This is a genomic window from Citrobacter sp. GW821-FHT07H02, assembly GCF_059418505.1.
Window position 1 is genome coordinate 59884 of the sequence record NZ_JBWKPZ010000015.1, and the last position, 14130, is coordinate 74013.

The following is a 14130-nucleotide window of genomic DNA, read 5'->3' on the forward strand; positions in this document are numbered from 1 at the left end:
ACGTGAATAACAAAAAGGCCAGTCAGTGACATCACTGACTGGCCTTTCACCACCGGTAAAGTCATTAACGCCTTACAGCGCCATCAAACGATCCAGAGACGGTGCAAAGTAATAACCGCCGGTCACCGGTTTGGTGAAGCGCAACATGGCATCGCGTTTACCGTCGGTGTCACCAAACATGCTCAACAGCTGCTGTTCGATATTGTACAGACGTGCGCAGTAGGCGCAGAAATAGAGGCCATGTGTACCGCTGGCCGTTCCGTACGGCAGACTCTGACGGACAATTTTCAGCCCTTTACCTTCTTCTTTCAGATCCACGCGGCTCAGGTGAGACGTCTCCGGGCGATCGTCGCCGTCGATCTCTTCGTTGGCTTCTTTGGTGCGGCCAATCATCATTTCCTGATCGTGAATGCTCATGCGGTTGAGCTGCTTCAGGTTGTGCTCCCAACGCTGAACAAACACATAGCTGCCGCCCGCATCAACGCCGTCTTTAATGACTGCAACCTCACGGCGCGTCTCAACGCCCGCCGGGTTTTCCGTCCCATCGACAAAGCCGCTGAGGTCACGCTCTTCTACCCAACGGAAACCGTGGATCTCTTCTTTCACGTCGATGCAGTCGCCAAAGGCTTCCATCGCTGCCTGCGCAACGGAGAAATTCACGTCATGACGCAGAGACAAAATATGGATAAGCACGTCGTACTGCGTTGCCGGCGCCAGACCTTTACCGTAAGGGATAAAATCTTTCAGCTCTTCTGCGCCGACGCCACCGCTGAGGGCGCGCCAGGTGTTGTTGCCGAAAGCCACGACGGCGCCTAAGTGCGCATCCGGGAATTTTGTTTCGAAGGTTGCCAGTTTGTCGGCAAACGCTTTGCTCGCCGCACGCAGGGCATCAACCTCCCCTTTAACATTGGCTTCAATCCAAATCGCCGCACGGCAATGTTCTGGCAAAATGCCACTCTGAACCTGAGACATTATTCCTCCTGAATATGAGAATGCCACGACTGGGTGGCATTATTGATGGGGGCTATTGTAACCGTTTTTTCTGCGGGGCGGTTTGTTCAGACGCAAATTAACGACGCCAGATAATTTTGCTTACCGTCCAGTTTTTCAGCGTGTCATCAGAGGGCATCAACCCTTCAGGACCGCTCCATTCGCCGGAAAAAACATAGCTAACGTGCTGACTTCCTTCCGCTTTACACTCAACAGCGTTGCTATCGTCACCAGACGCCAACTCGCAGTTGCCGAATGCCTTACTGTAAAGGTCGCTAAACGGTGTACCGATCTCAACGCCGGTGTGTGCCGGGATCTCACTGTCCAATACAGCAATCCGACTGATGGTTCCCTGGTCGCCGTTGATCACCATCGCCACCTGGTCCCCCTTCATCGCCTCGAAATAACGTACAACATTGCCGTTATCCGTTTTCATCCCGCTACGCAGGCGATAGTCGCCATCCAGCGCGTCGGCAATGGCGCTTTCATCAAGCGGGGTGGACGCCGTTAATGTTCCAACGCCTTGTTCGGTGACTTCCGTCGATGATCCAAACCAGTTCCACGGATTTGCGGCGGACCAGTTTACAGACGAGAGTGTCGAACAGCCGGTCAGCGCCAGCGGCATCGCACATAAAAGCAAACGCAGCGATTTCATCTCACTTCCTTTCTTTATTAATCAACGTTGGTTGGAGTCCGGCTTCGTTAAAAAGTGCCGTTATTCTTTTTCAATGGCAAAACAGACGCGTAAACGCCGATGGGTCACCAGCCAGATAAGGGCGATGATATCCAGGACGACCAGCGCCAGCCCGACGCCGCTGACCGGCTCCCCCATCAACCACAATACCGGTTGCCAACAAAGCAGCACCGATTGGGCTAAAATCAAAAGCGCGCGAAATCTGTGCCACAGCACCGGAAACGCAAAGCGCCGCCCGCTGAGTAAAAACGCCAGCACAGCGGGTACGCCAGGGATTAGCCCCAGCCAAAAAGAATCGTGATCGGGATAAAACAGATTAAGCAGCGTATTGCCCTGGTCACGCGATGAACCCGCGATCACAAACAATACCCAGGTGCGCGCCTGTAGCAACAGAACGCACCAGAACAGAAAAGGCAGGCGTAAACGTCCGTGACTGTCATAGTCGCCAGGATGAAACTCAATACTCTTCATCTTCAATCAAACGCTTACCCAAAATCAGCACATCGCTGTGCTCGTAGCCCAGGCGCTCATACATCCCCAGCACGACGTCGTTTTCGTCCCGCACCATGATTTGAATTTTCGGACAGCCGCGGGCAATCAGTTTTTTTTCCAGCCGGTTCAGTAGCGCATTGGCGATACCGCGACCGCGAAACTCAGGGTGCACGCCAAGATAGTACGCCGAGCCGCGATGCCCGTCGTATCCCCCCATCACCGTGCCGACAACTTCACCGTTCACCTCCGCGACCAGGAACAAGCTGACGTCATGATTCACCTTGCGCTCGATATCCATTTCCGGATCGTTCCATGGACGCAACAGATCGCAGCGCTCCCAGAGGGTGATCACCTCTTCGAAATCTTGCTGGCGGAAAACGCGTATCTCCATGGTATGAGTCACCTTTTAGGGTTAAAAACAGTGATTATGGCGCGATCGCCTGATTTAGCCAATATCTGACGCGAAGCGGTGAAAAAAATGGCATAATAGATCATTGTCACGTATTGAAATGAAACGTAAAACAATTCTCATCCTGAACAGTCGTAACGGATTACACGGTACGATATACATACCCTAAATAATTCGAGTTGCAGGAAGGTGGCAAGTGAGTGAATCTCCAGGAGCTGACTAAAGTCAGTGACTGGCGTGAGCGAACGCAGCCAACGCACATGCAAGTTGAAGTATGACGGGTACATCTGGAACTTATTTTTATTACAACTCAGGCCGTATGAGCACTTTTAAACCACTAAAAACTCTCACATCGCGCCGCCAGGTGCTGAAAGCTGGGCTGGCTGCCCTGACGCTGTCAGGCATGTCGAACGCCATCGCCAAAGAAGAACCGCTGAAAACCAGCAATGGTCACAGTAAGCCGAAGGCCAAAAAAGCGGGGGCCAGACGTGTTGTCGTACTCGACCCCGGCCACGGAGGAATCGACACCGGCGCCATTGGCCGCAACGGTTCGAAAGAGAAACACGTGGTACTGGCTATCGCCAAAAACGTCCGTTCAATCTTGCGTGGTCAGGGGATTGATGCGCGTTTAACCCGCAGCGGCGACACGTTTATTCCGTTATACGATCGCGTTGAGATTGCCCACAAACACGGCGCTGACCTGTTCATGTCCATTCACGCCGATGGCTTTACCAACCCGTCTGCCGCTGGCGCGTCTGTTTTCGCACTTTCCAATCGCGGCGCCAGTAGCGCCATGGCGAAATACCTCTCCGATCGCGAGAACCGCGCCGATGAAGTCGCAGGCAAAAAAACCACCGACAAAGATCATCTGTTACAGCAGGTGCTTTTCGACCTGGTACAGACGGACACCATTAAAAACAGCCTGACGCTGGGGTCGCATATTCTCAGGAAGATCAAACCCGTGCATCGTCTGCACACGCGCAGTACAGAGCAGGCCGCGTTCGTGGTGCTAAAATCACCGTCAATTCCGTCGGTGCTGGTTGAGACTTCCTTTATCACCAACCCGGAAGAGGAACGCCTGTTGGGCACAGCCGCATTCCGGCAAAAAATTGCCACCGCCATCGCCAACGGCGTGATCAGCTATTTTCACTGGTTCGATAACCAGAAAGCCCACTCGAAGAAACGTTAACCATGAAACCCGATGCACAACGCGTGAAACAGTTCCTGCTGAGTTTGCAGGATGACATTTGCCAGCAATTGTCAGCGGTCGATGGCGCCAGCTTTGTCGAAGACAACTGGCAGCGTGAAGCGGGTGGCGGCGGACGCAGCCGGGTGTTGCGCAGCGGTGGGATCTTTGAACAGGCGGGCGTCAATTTCTCCCATGTTCACGGCGATGCAATGCCTGCTTCCGCCACTGCACACCGGCCTGAGCTGGCGGGGCGCAGCTTTGAAGCGATGGGCGTCTCGCTGGTGGTACATCCACTCAATCCATACATTCCAACCAGCCATGCCAACGTGCGTTTTTTCATCGCTGAAAAACCCGGTGCGGACCCGGTCTGGTGGTTTGGCGGAGGGTTTGATCTCACGCCCTACTACGGCTTTGAAGAAGATGCCATTCACTGGCACCGTACGGCGCGTGATGTGTGCCAGCCGTTCGGCGATGACGTCTACCCGCGCTATAAAAAATGGTGCGACGACTACTTCTTCCTGAAACATCGCAACGAACAGCGCGGTATTGGCGGGCTGTTCTTTGACGACCTGAACACGCCGGATTTCGACAGTTGTTTTGCCTTTATGCAGGCGGTCGGTAAAGGGTATAGCGATGCGTATCTGCCGATCGTCGAGCGCCGCAAAACGATGACCTGGGGTGAGCGTGAGCGTAACTTCCAGCTCTATCGTCGCGGGCGCTACGTAGAATTCAATCTGGTGTGGGACAGAGGAACGTTGTTTGGTTTGCAGACCGGCGGGCGCACTGAATCCATTTTGATGTCGATGCCGTCGCTGGTTCGCTGGGAATATGACTGGCAACCGGAAGCCGACAGCCCGGAAGCCGCCTTAAGCGAGTTTATTCAAGTGCGCGATTGGGTGTGATTGCCGGATGGCGGCTTCGCCTTATCCGGCCTACGGAGTCTGGCTTTGTAGGCCTGATAAGCGAAGCGCCATCAGGCACGCAACTACCTCCACTCCCGCATCCGCTGGTGCAACGTCAGTGACGGTTTCTCGGCAAACAGGTGCTGATAATCGGTGGCAAACTGCCCCAAATGCCAGAACCCCCACTGCATTGCGGCGTCTTTCACCGTGACGTTTTGCGACCAGGGGCTTATCAACTCACGACGCACCGCATTCAGACGGATCCTCTTCAACCACGCGTTCGGCCCAATACCTAAAATCGCGTGAAAGGCGTTTTGCAGCGTACGACGGCTCACATGCAGTTGATTGCACAAATCCAGTACAGTCAGCGGCTCTGACATATTCTCCAGCACATAGTCCCGCGCGCGTGACAGCAACCGTCGATAGCTCTGATGACTGATGCTCTCCGCCGTTATGATCGGCTGCGCTTCTTCCAGCATCGTGCCCATCGCCAACAGCAAATTATCCCGCAGCACTTTACGTACCGCGGGCTGATGCAGATTGCCAGGATTCTCACTGAAGGTCGCCAGCGCCTGCTGCACGAACCCCCACAGCGCCGCTTTATGCTGTTCTTTTACCTCCAGCGCTGACTGGTTGCGCAACATATGCAGCACCCGTTCCGGGTTATGTAAAAAGTTCGCATGCCGTGTAATGGCCTCTTCGGAGATGACCACCCCAAGAATGGTGTAATCGTCCGGCGTGCTCAATTCAAATTCGGTTCCCCCCGGTCGGGTCGCAATCTCCGCGCTGCCAATGCACTGCGAACCAATAAATCCCTGCTCGCCGCGTGTCGCCGGAATGCCAAACCAGAATGAGTTTGGCCAGACCAGACAAGACTGGCGTAACGCCAGGCCGGTGTATTCACGGAATACCTGAATATCATCCAGCAGGATTTCCGTGAACTCGCCATGAAATTTGCCCGGATTTAGCTGATCATAGATCTGCTGCCAGGCGGTAATCGTCAGGGCGTGTTCATAAACATCCGTTGTCCGTCGCTGGTGAACCGCGTCCACCTCGACCTTCGGCGTAAAGTTAACGTCTTCGGGCAACGCTTCATGATAAAGATGATGCAAGTTTGCTGTACGGGTCTTTTTCATGATCTTTTAAGCCGGGAACTTCACCGAAGCCCCCGGCACCTCCGACAGGTTATTCGTTCTTCAGACGATAGCGACTACTGCGTTTACGCAACGTCCCATCAGAAAAGAGCTGCTCCAGCGCGTTTCTGGCTTTTTCAAGTGGCCAGCCAAAGTGCGCCGCCACCTCCCCTGCCGTCATTCCCTGACGTATTGTTGCCAACTGCGCCAGCAATTCCTCCAGAGATTCAGACGCCACCGGCTCATCTGGCGTCTTTTTCGGTTTCACAGAGGGTGTTGGCTGGCGCTTAAAACTGCCGATCAGCCACTGGGTGTCATCATCTGGCCGCCCGATTTCCTTGCGACTGATAACACGACCTGTTCGCTGTGCGGCAGCGCTTCCGGCATCCAGCGCCGCGCGACACGCCGCTAAATCCCCCTCAACCACCAGCGTAAGCCTGCCAGGATCGAGCACTTCGTGACTGAGCAGACGCACGTTGGCGGCTTTCAGCATGGCATCCGCAGCATCAACAGCGGCGACCATGCCCTCCACTTCCAGTAATCCCAGTGCATTGATCATGGAAACCTCCCTTACGCGCGCTGTACTGGATTACGGGCAATATCCAGAACGGCATCGGCAAACGCGTTACAGGCAGCTTTACAGGCGGCCTGGCTGCCGGTCAGAAACGCCGCTGAATAGTTGGTTTCTGACGGCGGCGGCACGTAGGTCACCAGTTGTACATCGGCAGATTTCAGCGCCGCATCAATCCCAAATGTCGCTTCCAGCGGCGGTGCCACCAGATAGGCCATTGGATCGCCGAGTCGACACCCGGCCGTTGCCGAAAGATACGAACCCGTACGTGAAACCACATGCGCGAGGAATGCCGTGTTTTCGGCATCGTTCGCCCACTGGAACGCCGCGCCGCTTTCGATGTTGGCGACCATCGCATCCAGCCCGGCGCGCACTTCCGCCGGATTCGGGCCGCCCAGCATGATCATCACTTCACCGGCCGTCGGTGACGGGCCATGCGCGGCCCCCGCATACAACGAGCGACCGAACACCACTTCAACCATGGCCTGTTTAGTGGCTTCATCTGCGGCAATATATGCCACATCATCAGAGTCTGCAGTGATGAGTCCGAGGCTACGGATATGTGGCGGTAATTTAAGTTCCCGTGCAAACTCAGCGTTAACGGAGGCAATCACACGCATGGCGGTGACCGAGGGTCGAATTAAATCTAATGCTGGCATGATGTCTCCTTAACGGGTCATGTTGATGCCGGAGGCTTTTTGCTCCAGCATACGTTTTGCCAAATCTACAATCACAGCGGCCGCTTCCACCGGCGGTGTGCCACCCTGGTGAATGTTGGAAATACAGGTACGGTCAGCCTCAACGGTCGTCGCCACGCGCGGTGAATAAACGGCGTAGCAGGAGAGACTTTCCGACTGCCCCAGCCCCGGACGCTCACCGACCAGCAGAATCACCACTTTCGCGCCGAGAATTTCGCCGATCTGATCTTCGATCTTCACACGGCCATAGCGCACAAAGAACGGTGTGCCGACCTTCAAACCCGCCTGGTTTAACCCGGCCAGCAGCGGCGGCAGGATCTCTTCATAGTTGGCGGTAATAGCGTCGGTAGACAGGCCATCGGAAACCACCACCTGCACGTCCGGATTCGCCAGGCACTGCGCCTTCAGCGCTTCAATGGCCTCCGGGCTCAGGCGACGGCCCATGTCCGGGCGAGTCAGGTACAGGTTTTTGTCGCTGATTTCTGAACGCACTTCCAGCAGCCCCTGCGCTTTCACCCACTCTTCCGGCACCTCTTTCAGGACGGTATCTTTCGAGCGTGAGTGGTCAGCCAGGAAACGCAGCAGCGCCTGGGTACGCGGACGCGGACCTGCACGACCGGTGCAGACGCGCGCGGCGGTACTGCGACGCAGCTCCGTCAGCACATCAGCGCGGTTCGGGTTTTCAACACCAATCCAGGCTTTGGCTTCGGCTGAGCCTAAATCCAGCGCGCAGCTTTCCACCGCAGAGGAGGTAGCACATTGCGTCGTGCTGCATTTCGCTTCCGGTAACGGCGCGGATGCCTGTGGCTGCGGTTGTCCCATTGACGCCATTACACTGCGTACAATTTCTTCAATCTGTTTTTGATCCATCGTGTGTCATCCCCGCGTCATCAGAAGAACAGTGACGGATCGCCCGCCCGTTTGGTCAGGCGACCGTTTGCCATAATGCCCATGGTTTCCAGCCAGCGTTCAAACTCCGGCGACGGGCGCAGATTCAGCAACTGGCGCACGGTCGCGGTATCGTGGAACGCGGTGGTCTGATAGTTGAGCATGATGTCGTCACCGAGCGGCATGCCCATGATGTAGTTACAGCCTGCAGTGGCGAGCAGAATCATCAGGTTTTCGTTGAGGTTCTGGTCGGCATCGGCATGGTTGGTGTAGCAGCAGTCACAGCCCATCGAGATGCCGCTCAGCTTGCCCATAAAGTGATCTTCCAGACCGGCGCGAATAATCTGGCGGTCATTGTAGAGATACTCCGGCCCGATAAAGCCCACCACGGTGTTCACGAGGAACGGATCGTAATGGCGCGCCAGACCGTAGTTACGCGCTTCCATCGTCACCTGGTCCGCGCCGAAGTTCGCGCCCGCTGACAGCGCAGAACCCTGCCCGGTTTCAAAGTACAGGCAGTTTTCCCCGGCAATACGGTTGAACTCAGCACCGACGGCACGGGCTTCATCCAGCATCGCCAGCTCTACGCCAAACTCTTTCAGCCCTTTTTCGCTGCCGCAAATACTCTGGAAAATCAGTCCGCCCGGCGCACCGCGACGAATGGCTTCAATCTGGGTGGTGACGTGCGCCAGCACACAGCCCTGAGTTGGAATGTTGAACTTGTCGATAACCCCGTAAACGGTGTCCAGTACGCGGCTTAAGTTATCCACGTCATCCGTTACCGGGTTAACGCCGATCACCGCATCGCCCGCGCCGAAAGAGAGTCCTTCATAGATTTGCGCAGCGATACTCTGCACATCATCACGGGTATCGTTCGGCTGTAAACGGCAGCTGAAGGTGCCCGGCAGACCAATGGTGGTGTTGGCCTTTTTGATCACCGGCATCTTCTTGCCGCCGTAGATCAGGTCAGCGTTCGAGCAGATTTTGGCGACCGCCGCCACCACTTCCGAGGTCAGGCCTTTACGCGTAAAGGCAATGTCATCAACGGAGGTTTCATCGCTCAGCACGTATTCGCGCAGCTCGCTGATGCTCCAGTTTTTAATGCGGTTATAGGCCGTTTCGTTGACGTCATCCTGAATCAGACGCGTAACGCAGTCCTCCTCATAGGAAATCACCGGGTTGTTGCGGACATCCGCTACCGTCATTTCCGACAACACCTGTTTCGCAGCAACACGCTCTTGCGAGCTTTCTGCAGCGACCCCTGCCAGCACATCCCCCGAACGCAGTTCGTTGGCTTTTGCCAGTACCTCTTTTACATCCTTAAACTGATAAACATTGCCGAACAATGTGGTCTTTAGTTTCATAAGTCGTTCCCTCAGGAAGGAAATGCGAGTGATTTCACCGTCACCGGCACAACCGATCCGCCAAAAAGAGGCGTACCAATGTCGATATAGTCCCCCGCCCGAACGATCACTTCGTCAATGACCGCCAGCGGGTGTTGCTGTAACTGTGGGCGTAACAGCATGCCCAGGGCTTTACCAAAGTCCTGCTCGGCCACCACCAGCAGGGGATGCGGATTCGGAAAACGCGCGACGAACGCTAACAGCGCGTCGATGACCGTGAGTAATGCGGCGTAACGCACCGGCAGCGAGGCGGGAAGCGCCAGTACATACGCGTCAGTTTGTGGGCAGAGATCGAGCTGAATCAGCGCCTGATGCCAGGCGTTGACCAGACTGGATTCATCGACAGGAATGGCTACCGGCAGATTGCGCAGCGGCAGCGCAACGCCCTCCAGCCATATAGTGCTGCCCGAGAGCGACAGCGTGTGGGCCCCGGCACCAATCACCGTGGCACGCACGGTTTGCGCCGGGAACTGCACGTTCATCTCACGCAGGCGCGGATGTTCATGCAGCGCCAGTGCCAGTAGCGGTCCAATATCAGAAAAACAGAATGAATCGGCAGGTTGGTTGCGATAGCACTCCCCCACACCGCCGGAAAGCGTGATGACGTCAGGCTGCATGTCTGCGGGCAGCAGCCCTGTTTGCATCAGCGCCTGTGCCAGCGGCGAGAGCGTACCGTCGATAACCTCGACGATAAGATCGGCCATCCGCTGCGCCACCTGCCCCAGTTGTGCGAGCGTCAGCGCGCGGGCATCGGTACCCGCGCCGAAAACTGCATCAACAATCTGTTGCCCCGGCTGATGCGCCCAGGCAACACGTCCCTGGCTGTTGGTTTCCAGCAGTCTGCCGCCCACGTTCAGACAGGCCGTTGCGCTCACTTTCCCGGCGTCGAACAGCGCGTAGTTCGACGTACCGCCACCAATATCGATGTTCAATACGCGACACAGACGCTGTTCCGACAGGGTTTGCGCCCCCGCCCCGTGACCGGCAATCACTGATTCCAGATGCGGTCCGGCGCTGGCGACGACAAAGTCGCCGAGAGACTGGGAAAGGGTCATCACCGCCGGACGGGCGTTACGGGTTTTCGCGCTCTCGCCGGTGATGATGACAGCCCCGGAATCCACAGACTCCGGAGCAATGCCTGCGGCCTGATACTGGGCCAGAATCAGCGCCTTCAGTTCGGCTTCTTGTAACCCGCCCTGCTTATCGACGGGAGTAAAGAAGACCGGGCTTTGCCAGCTAATTTCGCGTTTGATGAATTCGTAACGCGGCACCTGCGACACTGCCGCACGGTTAACCAGCTCAAGGCGCGAGAAGATCACCTGAGTGGTGGTGGTGCCGATATCGATACCGACGCTCAGTAGCTGGCGAGTCTTCACGATTGCGCCTCCACTTCGGTTTTAACCGCTGCCGGGTCATCTTTTGGCACCAGCAGCATCGCTACGCCAATCGCCGTCACGCCGCCAATCAGCTTGCCGACAATCATCGGGAAGATCATGGCGTTCATGTTTGCGGCCGCGAAACCTAAGTGGTCGCCAAGAGCGAACGCGGCGGAGACCGCAAACGCACAGTTAATCACTTTGCCGCGGGTATCCATCTGCTTCATCATGCCGAACATCGGAATGTTATTCGCCAGCGTAGCCACCATACCTGCCGCAGCAATATTGTTGATTTTCAGCAGATTACCGACGCTCATCAGCGGTTTTTCAAACCAGCGGGTCAGCAGCAGCACCATCGGATAAGCGCCGAGCAGCACACAGGAGATGGAACCGATAACTTCAATGGCGCGCATCACTTCGCCAGGTTTGTCGCCAGGGGCCATAAAGATAGGGTCAAGACCCGGGATCAGCTCCCAGCCCAGCAGGAACTTCACCACCGCCGCCGCCAGACCGATCGTTATCAGCGCCACGAGGAATTTGGCGAAGATCTGGAAACCGTTGATCATTTTTTCCGGGATAAATTTCAGCCCCAGCGCCACCAGCACCGCCACAATCAATACCGGGATCATGTTCATCAGGATCAGCGCGAAGGTGAACTCTACCGGCTGGCCGTTGACCTCAACGCCGGAGTACATGGCAATCAACCCTCCGGCGATACAGCCGACAGGGATGGTGACAATACCGGCCAGTACGCCGAGTGCCAGGTAACGACGGTCAGACGGCTCGATAATGCCAAGCGCCACCGGAATAGAGAAAACCAGCGTCGGCCCCATCATCGCGCCGAGAATTAAACCTGAGTATAGCCACGCCGCCACATCGCCGCCCGCCAGCTCTTTGGCGAGGAAGAAGCCGCCCATATCGCAGGCCAACAGCGTACCGGCGAACATTGACGGGTTGGCGCCCAGCATTTCGTACAACGGGATAATCACCGGCCCCAGCACATGCGCCATAACCGGCGCCAGCGCGGTCATACCGACCATTGCCAGACCCAGCGCGCCCATTGCCATAAAACCTTCTTCAAACTGACCGCCGGAACCCTCGATACTCTTACCGAACTTACCGAGGAAGCGTTCAGAGCCGCCAAACTGCGACAGGATCCTGTCCACGGCGGCAATCAGCATAAAGAACATCATGATGTACATGATGATTTCGTTAATTCCCATAGCCTTGTCTCCATTTGCCAGGGTTTTCGTAGGCCTGATAAGCGCAGCGCCATCAGGCAATGATGCCGCGTTTTGCCGGATGGCGGCGCAAACGCCTTATCCGGCCTACGTCCTGGTATGCTTTTATTGTGCCGCCGCGTACAAATCGATAATTTCGCTCTGCGTGGCGGTTCGTGGGTTGCTGCTGATACAAATATCGTCCAGTGCGGCCTGCGCCCATGCGCTGTATTGCGAAGGCTGCGCGCCGACGTCGGCGAGCCGTTTGGTCTGGCCAACCTCGGCAATCAGTTCACTCACCGCATTAATCGCGTCGCGATCGTCTGATTTCTTATTGGTTAATGCCCGCCCGATGTGGCTGAAGCGTTCACGGCACACCATGCGGTTAAATCCCATCACCGTTGGCAACAACATGGCGTTCGCTTGTCCGTGCGGGATGTGCAGCGCAGCGCCTGGCTGATGTGCCATCGCATGACACAACCCCAGCCCCGCGCTGGAAAACGCCATTCCGGCCATACAGGAGGCGAGCAGCATGCTCTCTCGCGCGGCCAGATCGTGACCATTGCCCACCGCTTTCGGCAGTGATTTGCCGATCATCGCAATCGCGCCAATCGCCAGACTGTCGGTAAATGGCGTGGCGTTCAGCGCGCTGTATGCCTCAACCGCGTGGGTCAACGCATCGACCCCGGTCATCGCGGTTACGTGCGACGGAATACCTTCCGTCAGCGCGGCATCCAGAATCGCTACATCCGGCATCAGCGCCGCATGCACCAGCACCTGTTTACGCCCGGTGACCGCATCAATGATGACCGTCACGTTCGTCGTTTCCGACCCGGTTCCTGCCGTCGTCGGCACCGCAATCAGCGGCAACCGCGGACGCAATGCGCTTTGTGCCGTCATGTCTGCCAGCGGTTGTGTCGGGTTCGTGACCAGCAAGGCGACCGCTTTCGCCGCATCCAGCACCGAACCGCCGCCAAACGCCACCACGCCGTCGCACTTCGACTCACGCAGTTGCGCCACTGCCGCGCAAACATCCGTGATGCACGGCTCACCCACCGGGCAAGGCCAGAGCGTGATCGCCACACCTTTCATCGCCAGGCTACGCGTGAGCGCGGCCGTCATTCCGGCCTGGTGCAGAAAACTGTCGACCATCACAAACAGATGCGTCAGCCCGCGCGTTTGCGCTTCCTGCCCGCAGGCGCTAAGCGCGCCTAAACCACACAACGTGACCGGTGGAACGCTAAACGTTTTCACCCGTTGCAGATTCAGGGTGTCAAATGCCTGAAAGAGCGCCGTCTGCAATTCAGCTTGCATGGATCCCCTCCGCTTTCTCTTTCCCGCTGTTGGCAATCGCCAGCGGCGTCATAAACAAACTGTGCTGTGGTAAATGCACCGCTAACTCTGGAAAGCGCTTGCGAAACAGGTCATGAACGCCCGGTTGCATGCACGAACCGCCCGCCAGCCATAAATCAGCGATCCCCTGTCCTTCGATATGATGGGCGACGATCTCCGCCATTTTTTCGTAGACCGGTTTCACCACAGGCCAAATTTCTGCCCCGTTGCTGCGTTTGTACTGCTCTGCATCTTCCAGTTGAATGCGGCGGTTTCCGGCAAGGGTCAGGGAAATATGGTGTCCTCCTGTCGCCTCATCGGCTGAGTAAGTCACCTTGCCCCGCTTGACGATGGCGATCCCGGTGGTTCCCCCGCCGATATCCACCACCCCGGCGTTATCCAGTTGCAGCAGATCTGCCACCGCAGTCGGTTCGTCCAGCACATGGCTCACTTCCAGACCTGCCGACTCCAGCACGTTAATCGAGATGCGTGGGTCGGTGCCCGGCGGAAACGAGGTTGCCGCATGGGTAAACCGACAACCGAGCTGTTGTTCAAGGGAATCGAGATGGCGACGAACAATGGTCACCGCGCCGAAAAAGTCCCAGACGATGCCGTCACGCACCACGTCAGCCCAATCGAGGCAGACCGCCACCGGGTTTCCGTCGCTGTCGACAACCATCGACACCACATCGCAGGTGCCCAAATCAACGCCCAGCCACAGCGCGGAATCGCTGCTTGCCGGTGTCTGATTGCACAGCGCTGCGGCTTTCTGCAAACGTGGGGTAAGCCATTGTTGTTCGTCGTGCGCCATCTCTTCTCTCCGTTTAGCCTGA

Annotated in this window: 15 protein-coding genes; 2 read left to right on the top strand and 13 right to left on the bottom strand. The window is 56.6% G+C overall.

The genetic code is table 11. From position 1 onward, the window contains the following. Positions 1–72: 72 nt before the first annotated feature. From yfeX to AC07NP_RS15315, 4 genes are all read right to left on the bottom strand, one after another. Positions 73–972, bottom strand: coding sequence for a porphyrinogen peroxidase (gene yfeX, locus AC07NP_RS15300; RefSeq protein WP_494660970.1), 900 nt, complete (start codon positions 970–972; stop codon positions 73–75). 97 nt (positions 973–1069) lie between these two features. Further along, a complete protein-coding gene (locus tag AC07NP_RS15305; protein ID WP_494660971.1) occupies positions 1070–1645 on the bottom strand; it encodes an RpoE-regulated lipoprotein in 576 nt (191 codons plus the stop codon). Between the two features lie 60 nt (positions 1646–1705). Then, on the bottom strand, positions 1706–2155 hold the full coding sequence (locus tag AC07NP_RS15310) for a DUF2919 domain-containing protein (protein ID WP_494660972.1): 450 nt from the start codon (positions 2153–2155) through the stop codon (positions 1706–1708). Then, entirely contained in the window at positions 2142–2567 is a 426-nt protein-coding gene (locus tag AC07NP_RS15315; protein WP_192612996.1) for a GNAT family acetyltransferase, read from the bottom strand. The genes AC07NP_RS15310 and AC07NP_RS15315 overlap by 14 nt, the downstream gene beginning before the upstream one ends. 337 nt (positions 2568–2904) lie before the next feature. On the opposite strand from AC07NP_RS15315, the gene amiA reads away from it, so the two are divergent. Both amiA and hemF read left to right on the top strand, forming a co-directional pair. After that, a complete protein-coding gene (gene amiA / locus AC07NP_RS15320) occupies positions 2905–3774 on the top strand; it encodes an N-acetylmuramoyl-L-alanine amidase AmiA (protein WP_276294414.1) in 870 nt (289 codons plus the stop codon). Between the two features lie 2 nt (positions 3775–3776). Continuing rightward, the gene (gene hemF / locus AC07NP_RS15325) at positions 3777–4676 is read left to right on the top strand and encodes an oxygen-dependent coproporphyrinogen oxidase (RefSeq protein ID WP_494660973.1); all 900 of its coding nucleotides are present in this window, start codon (positions 3777–3779) and stop codon (positions 4674–4676) included. Positions 4677–4759: 83 nt separating this feature from the next. Here the strand turns inward: hemF and eutR are convergent, their stop codons facing one another. The 9 genes from eutR to eutJ form a co-directional block, all read right to left on the bottom strand. Further along, complete coding sequence (gene eutR / locus AC07NP_RS15330; protein WP_203360484.1) at positions 4760–5812, bottom strand: HTH-type transcriptional regulator EutR; 1053 nt, start codon at positions 5810–5812, stop codon at positions 4760–4762. A gap of 49 nt (positions 5813–5861) precedes the next feature. Continuing rightward, positions 5862–6368 (bottom strand): ethanolamine utilization microcompartment protein EutK, encoded by a 507-nt coding sequence (eutK, locus tag AC07NP_RS15335; RefSeq protein ID WP_192613000.1) that lies wholly within the window; start codon positions 6366–6368, stop codon positions 5862–5864. Between the two features lie 11 nt (positions 6369–6379). Next, on the bottom strand, positions 6380–7039 hold the full coding sequence (gene eutL / locus AC07NP_RS15340) for an ethanolamine utilization microcompartment protein EutL (RefSeq protein WP_203360482.1): 660 nt from the start codon (positions 7037–7039) through the stop codon (positions 6380–6382). 9 nt (positions 7040–7048) lie between these two features. Continuing rightward, complete coding sequence (eutC, locus tag AC07NP_RS15345) at positions 7049–7948, bottom strand: ethanolamine ammonia-lyase subunit EutC (protein WP_494660974.1); 900 nt, start codon at positions 7946–7948, stop codon at positions 7049–7051. Positions 7949–7968: 20 nt separating this feature from the next. Beyond that, positions 7969–9330, bottom strand: a complete 1362-nt coding sequence (eutB, locus tag AC07NP_RS15350) for an ethanolamine ammonia-lyase subunit alpha (protein WP_192613003.1) — start codon at positions 9328–9330, stop codon at positions 7969–7971. An 11-nt stretch (positions 9331–9341) separates the two neighbouring features. Further along, positions 9342–10745: an ethanolamine ammonia-lyase reactivating factor EutA gene (eutA, locus tag AC07NP_RS15355; protein WP_494660975.1), complete on the bottom strand. Its 1404-nt coding sequence runs from the start codon at positions 10743–10745 to the stop codon at positions 9342–9344. Continuing rightward, positions 10742–11968: an ethanolamine utilization protein EutH gene (gene eutH, locus AC07NP_RS15360; protein WP_203360478.1), complete on the bottom strand. Its 1227-nt coding sequence runs from the start codon at positions 11966–11968 to the stop codon at positions 10742–10744. Before eutH ends, eutA begins: the two co-directional genes overlap by 4 nt. A gap of 123 nt (positions 11969–12091) precedes the next feature. Beyond that, positions 12092–13279 (bottom strand): ethanolamine utilization ethanol dehydrogenase EutG, encoded by a 1188-nt coding sequence (gene eutG, locus AC07NP_RS15365; protein WP_494660976.1) that lies wholly within the window; start codon positions 13277–13279, stop codon positions 12092–12094. Beyond that, positions 13269–14108: an ethanolamine utilization protein EutJ gene (eutJ, locus tag AC07NP_RS15370; RefSeq protein WP_494660977.1), complete on the bottom strand. Its 840-nt coding sequence runs from the start codon at positions 14106–14108 to the stop codon at positions 13269–13271. Before eutJ ends, eutG begins: the two co-directional genes overlap by 11 nt. Positions 14109–14130: the final 22 nt, after the last annotated feature.

Excerpts from the sequence above, each read along its gene's own strand:
- yfeX (WP_494660970.1), bottom strand. The coding sequence starts at position 972 with ATGTCTCAGGTTCAGAGTGGCATTTTGCCAGAACATTGCCGTGCGGCG.
- AC07NP_RS15305 (WP_494660971.1), bottom strand. The coding sequence starts at position 1,645 with ATGAAATCGCTGCGTTTGCTTTTATGTGCGATGCCGCTGGCGCTGACC.
- AC07NP_RS15310 (WP_494660972.1), bottom strand. The coding sequence starts at position 2,155 with ATGAAGAGTATTGAGTTTCATCCTGGCGACTATGACAGTCACGGACGT.
- AC07NP_RS15315 (WP_192612996.1), bottom strand. The coding sequence starts at position 2,567 with ATGGAGATACGCGTTTTCCGCCAGCAAGATTTCGAAGAGGTGATCACC.
- amiA (WP_276294414.1), top strand. The coding sequence starts at position 2,905 with ATGAGCACTTTTAAACCACTAAAAACTCTCACATCGCGCCGCCAGGTG.
- hemF (WP_494660973.1), top strand. The coding sequence starts at position 3,777 with ATGAAACCCGATGCACAACGCGTGAAACAGTTCCTGCTGAGTTTGCAG.
- eutR (WP_203360484.1), bottom strand. The coding sequence starts at position 5,812 with ATGAAAAAGACCCGTACAGCAAACTTGCATCATCTTTATCATGAAGCG.
- eutK (WP_192613000.1), bottom strand. The coding sequence starts at position 6,368 with ATGATCAATGCACTGGGATTACTGGAAGTGGAGGGCATGGTCGCCGCT.
- eutL (WP_203360482.1), bottom strand. The coding sequence starts at position 7,039 with ATGCCAGCATTAGATTTAATTCGACCCTCGGTCACCGCCATGCGTGTG.
- eutC (WP_494660974.1), bottom strand. The coding sequence starts at position 7,948 with ATGGATCAAAAACAGATTGAAGAAATTGTACGCAGTGTAATGGCGTCA.
- eutB (WP_192613003.1), bottom strand. The coding sequence starts at position 9,330 with ATGAAACTAAAGACCACATTGTTCGGCAATGTTTATCAGTTTAAGGAT.
- eutH (WP_203360478.1), bottom strand. The coding sequence starts at position 11,968 with ATGGGAATTAACGAAATCATCATGTACATCATGATGTTCTTTATGCTG.
- eutG (WP_494660976.1), bottom strand. The coding sequence starts at position 13,279 with ATGCAAGCTGAATTGCAGACGGCGCTCTTTCAGGCATTTGACACCCTG.
- eutJ (WP_494660977.1), bottom strand. The coding sequence starts at position 14,108 with ATGGCGCACGACGAACAACAATGGCTTACCCCACGTTTGCAGAAAGCC.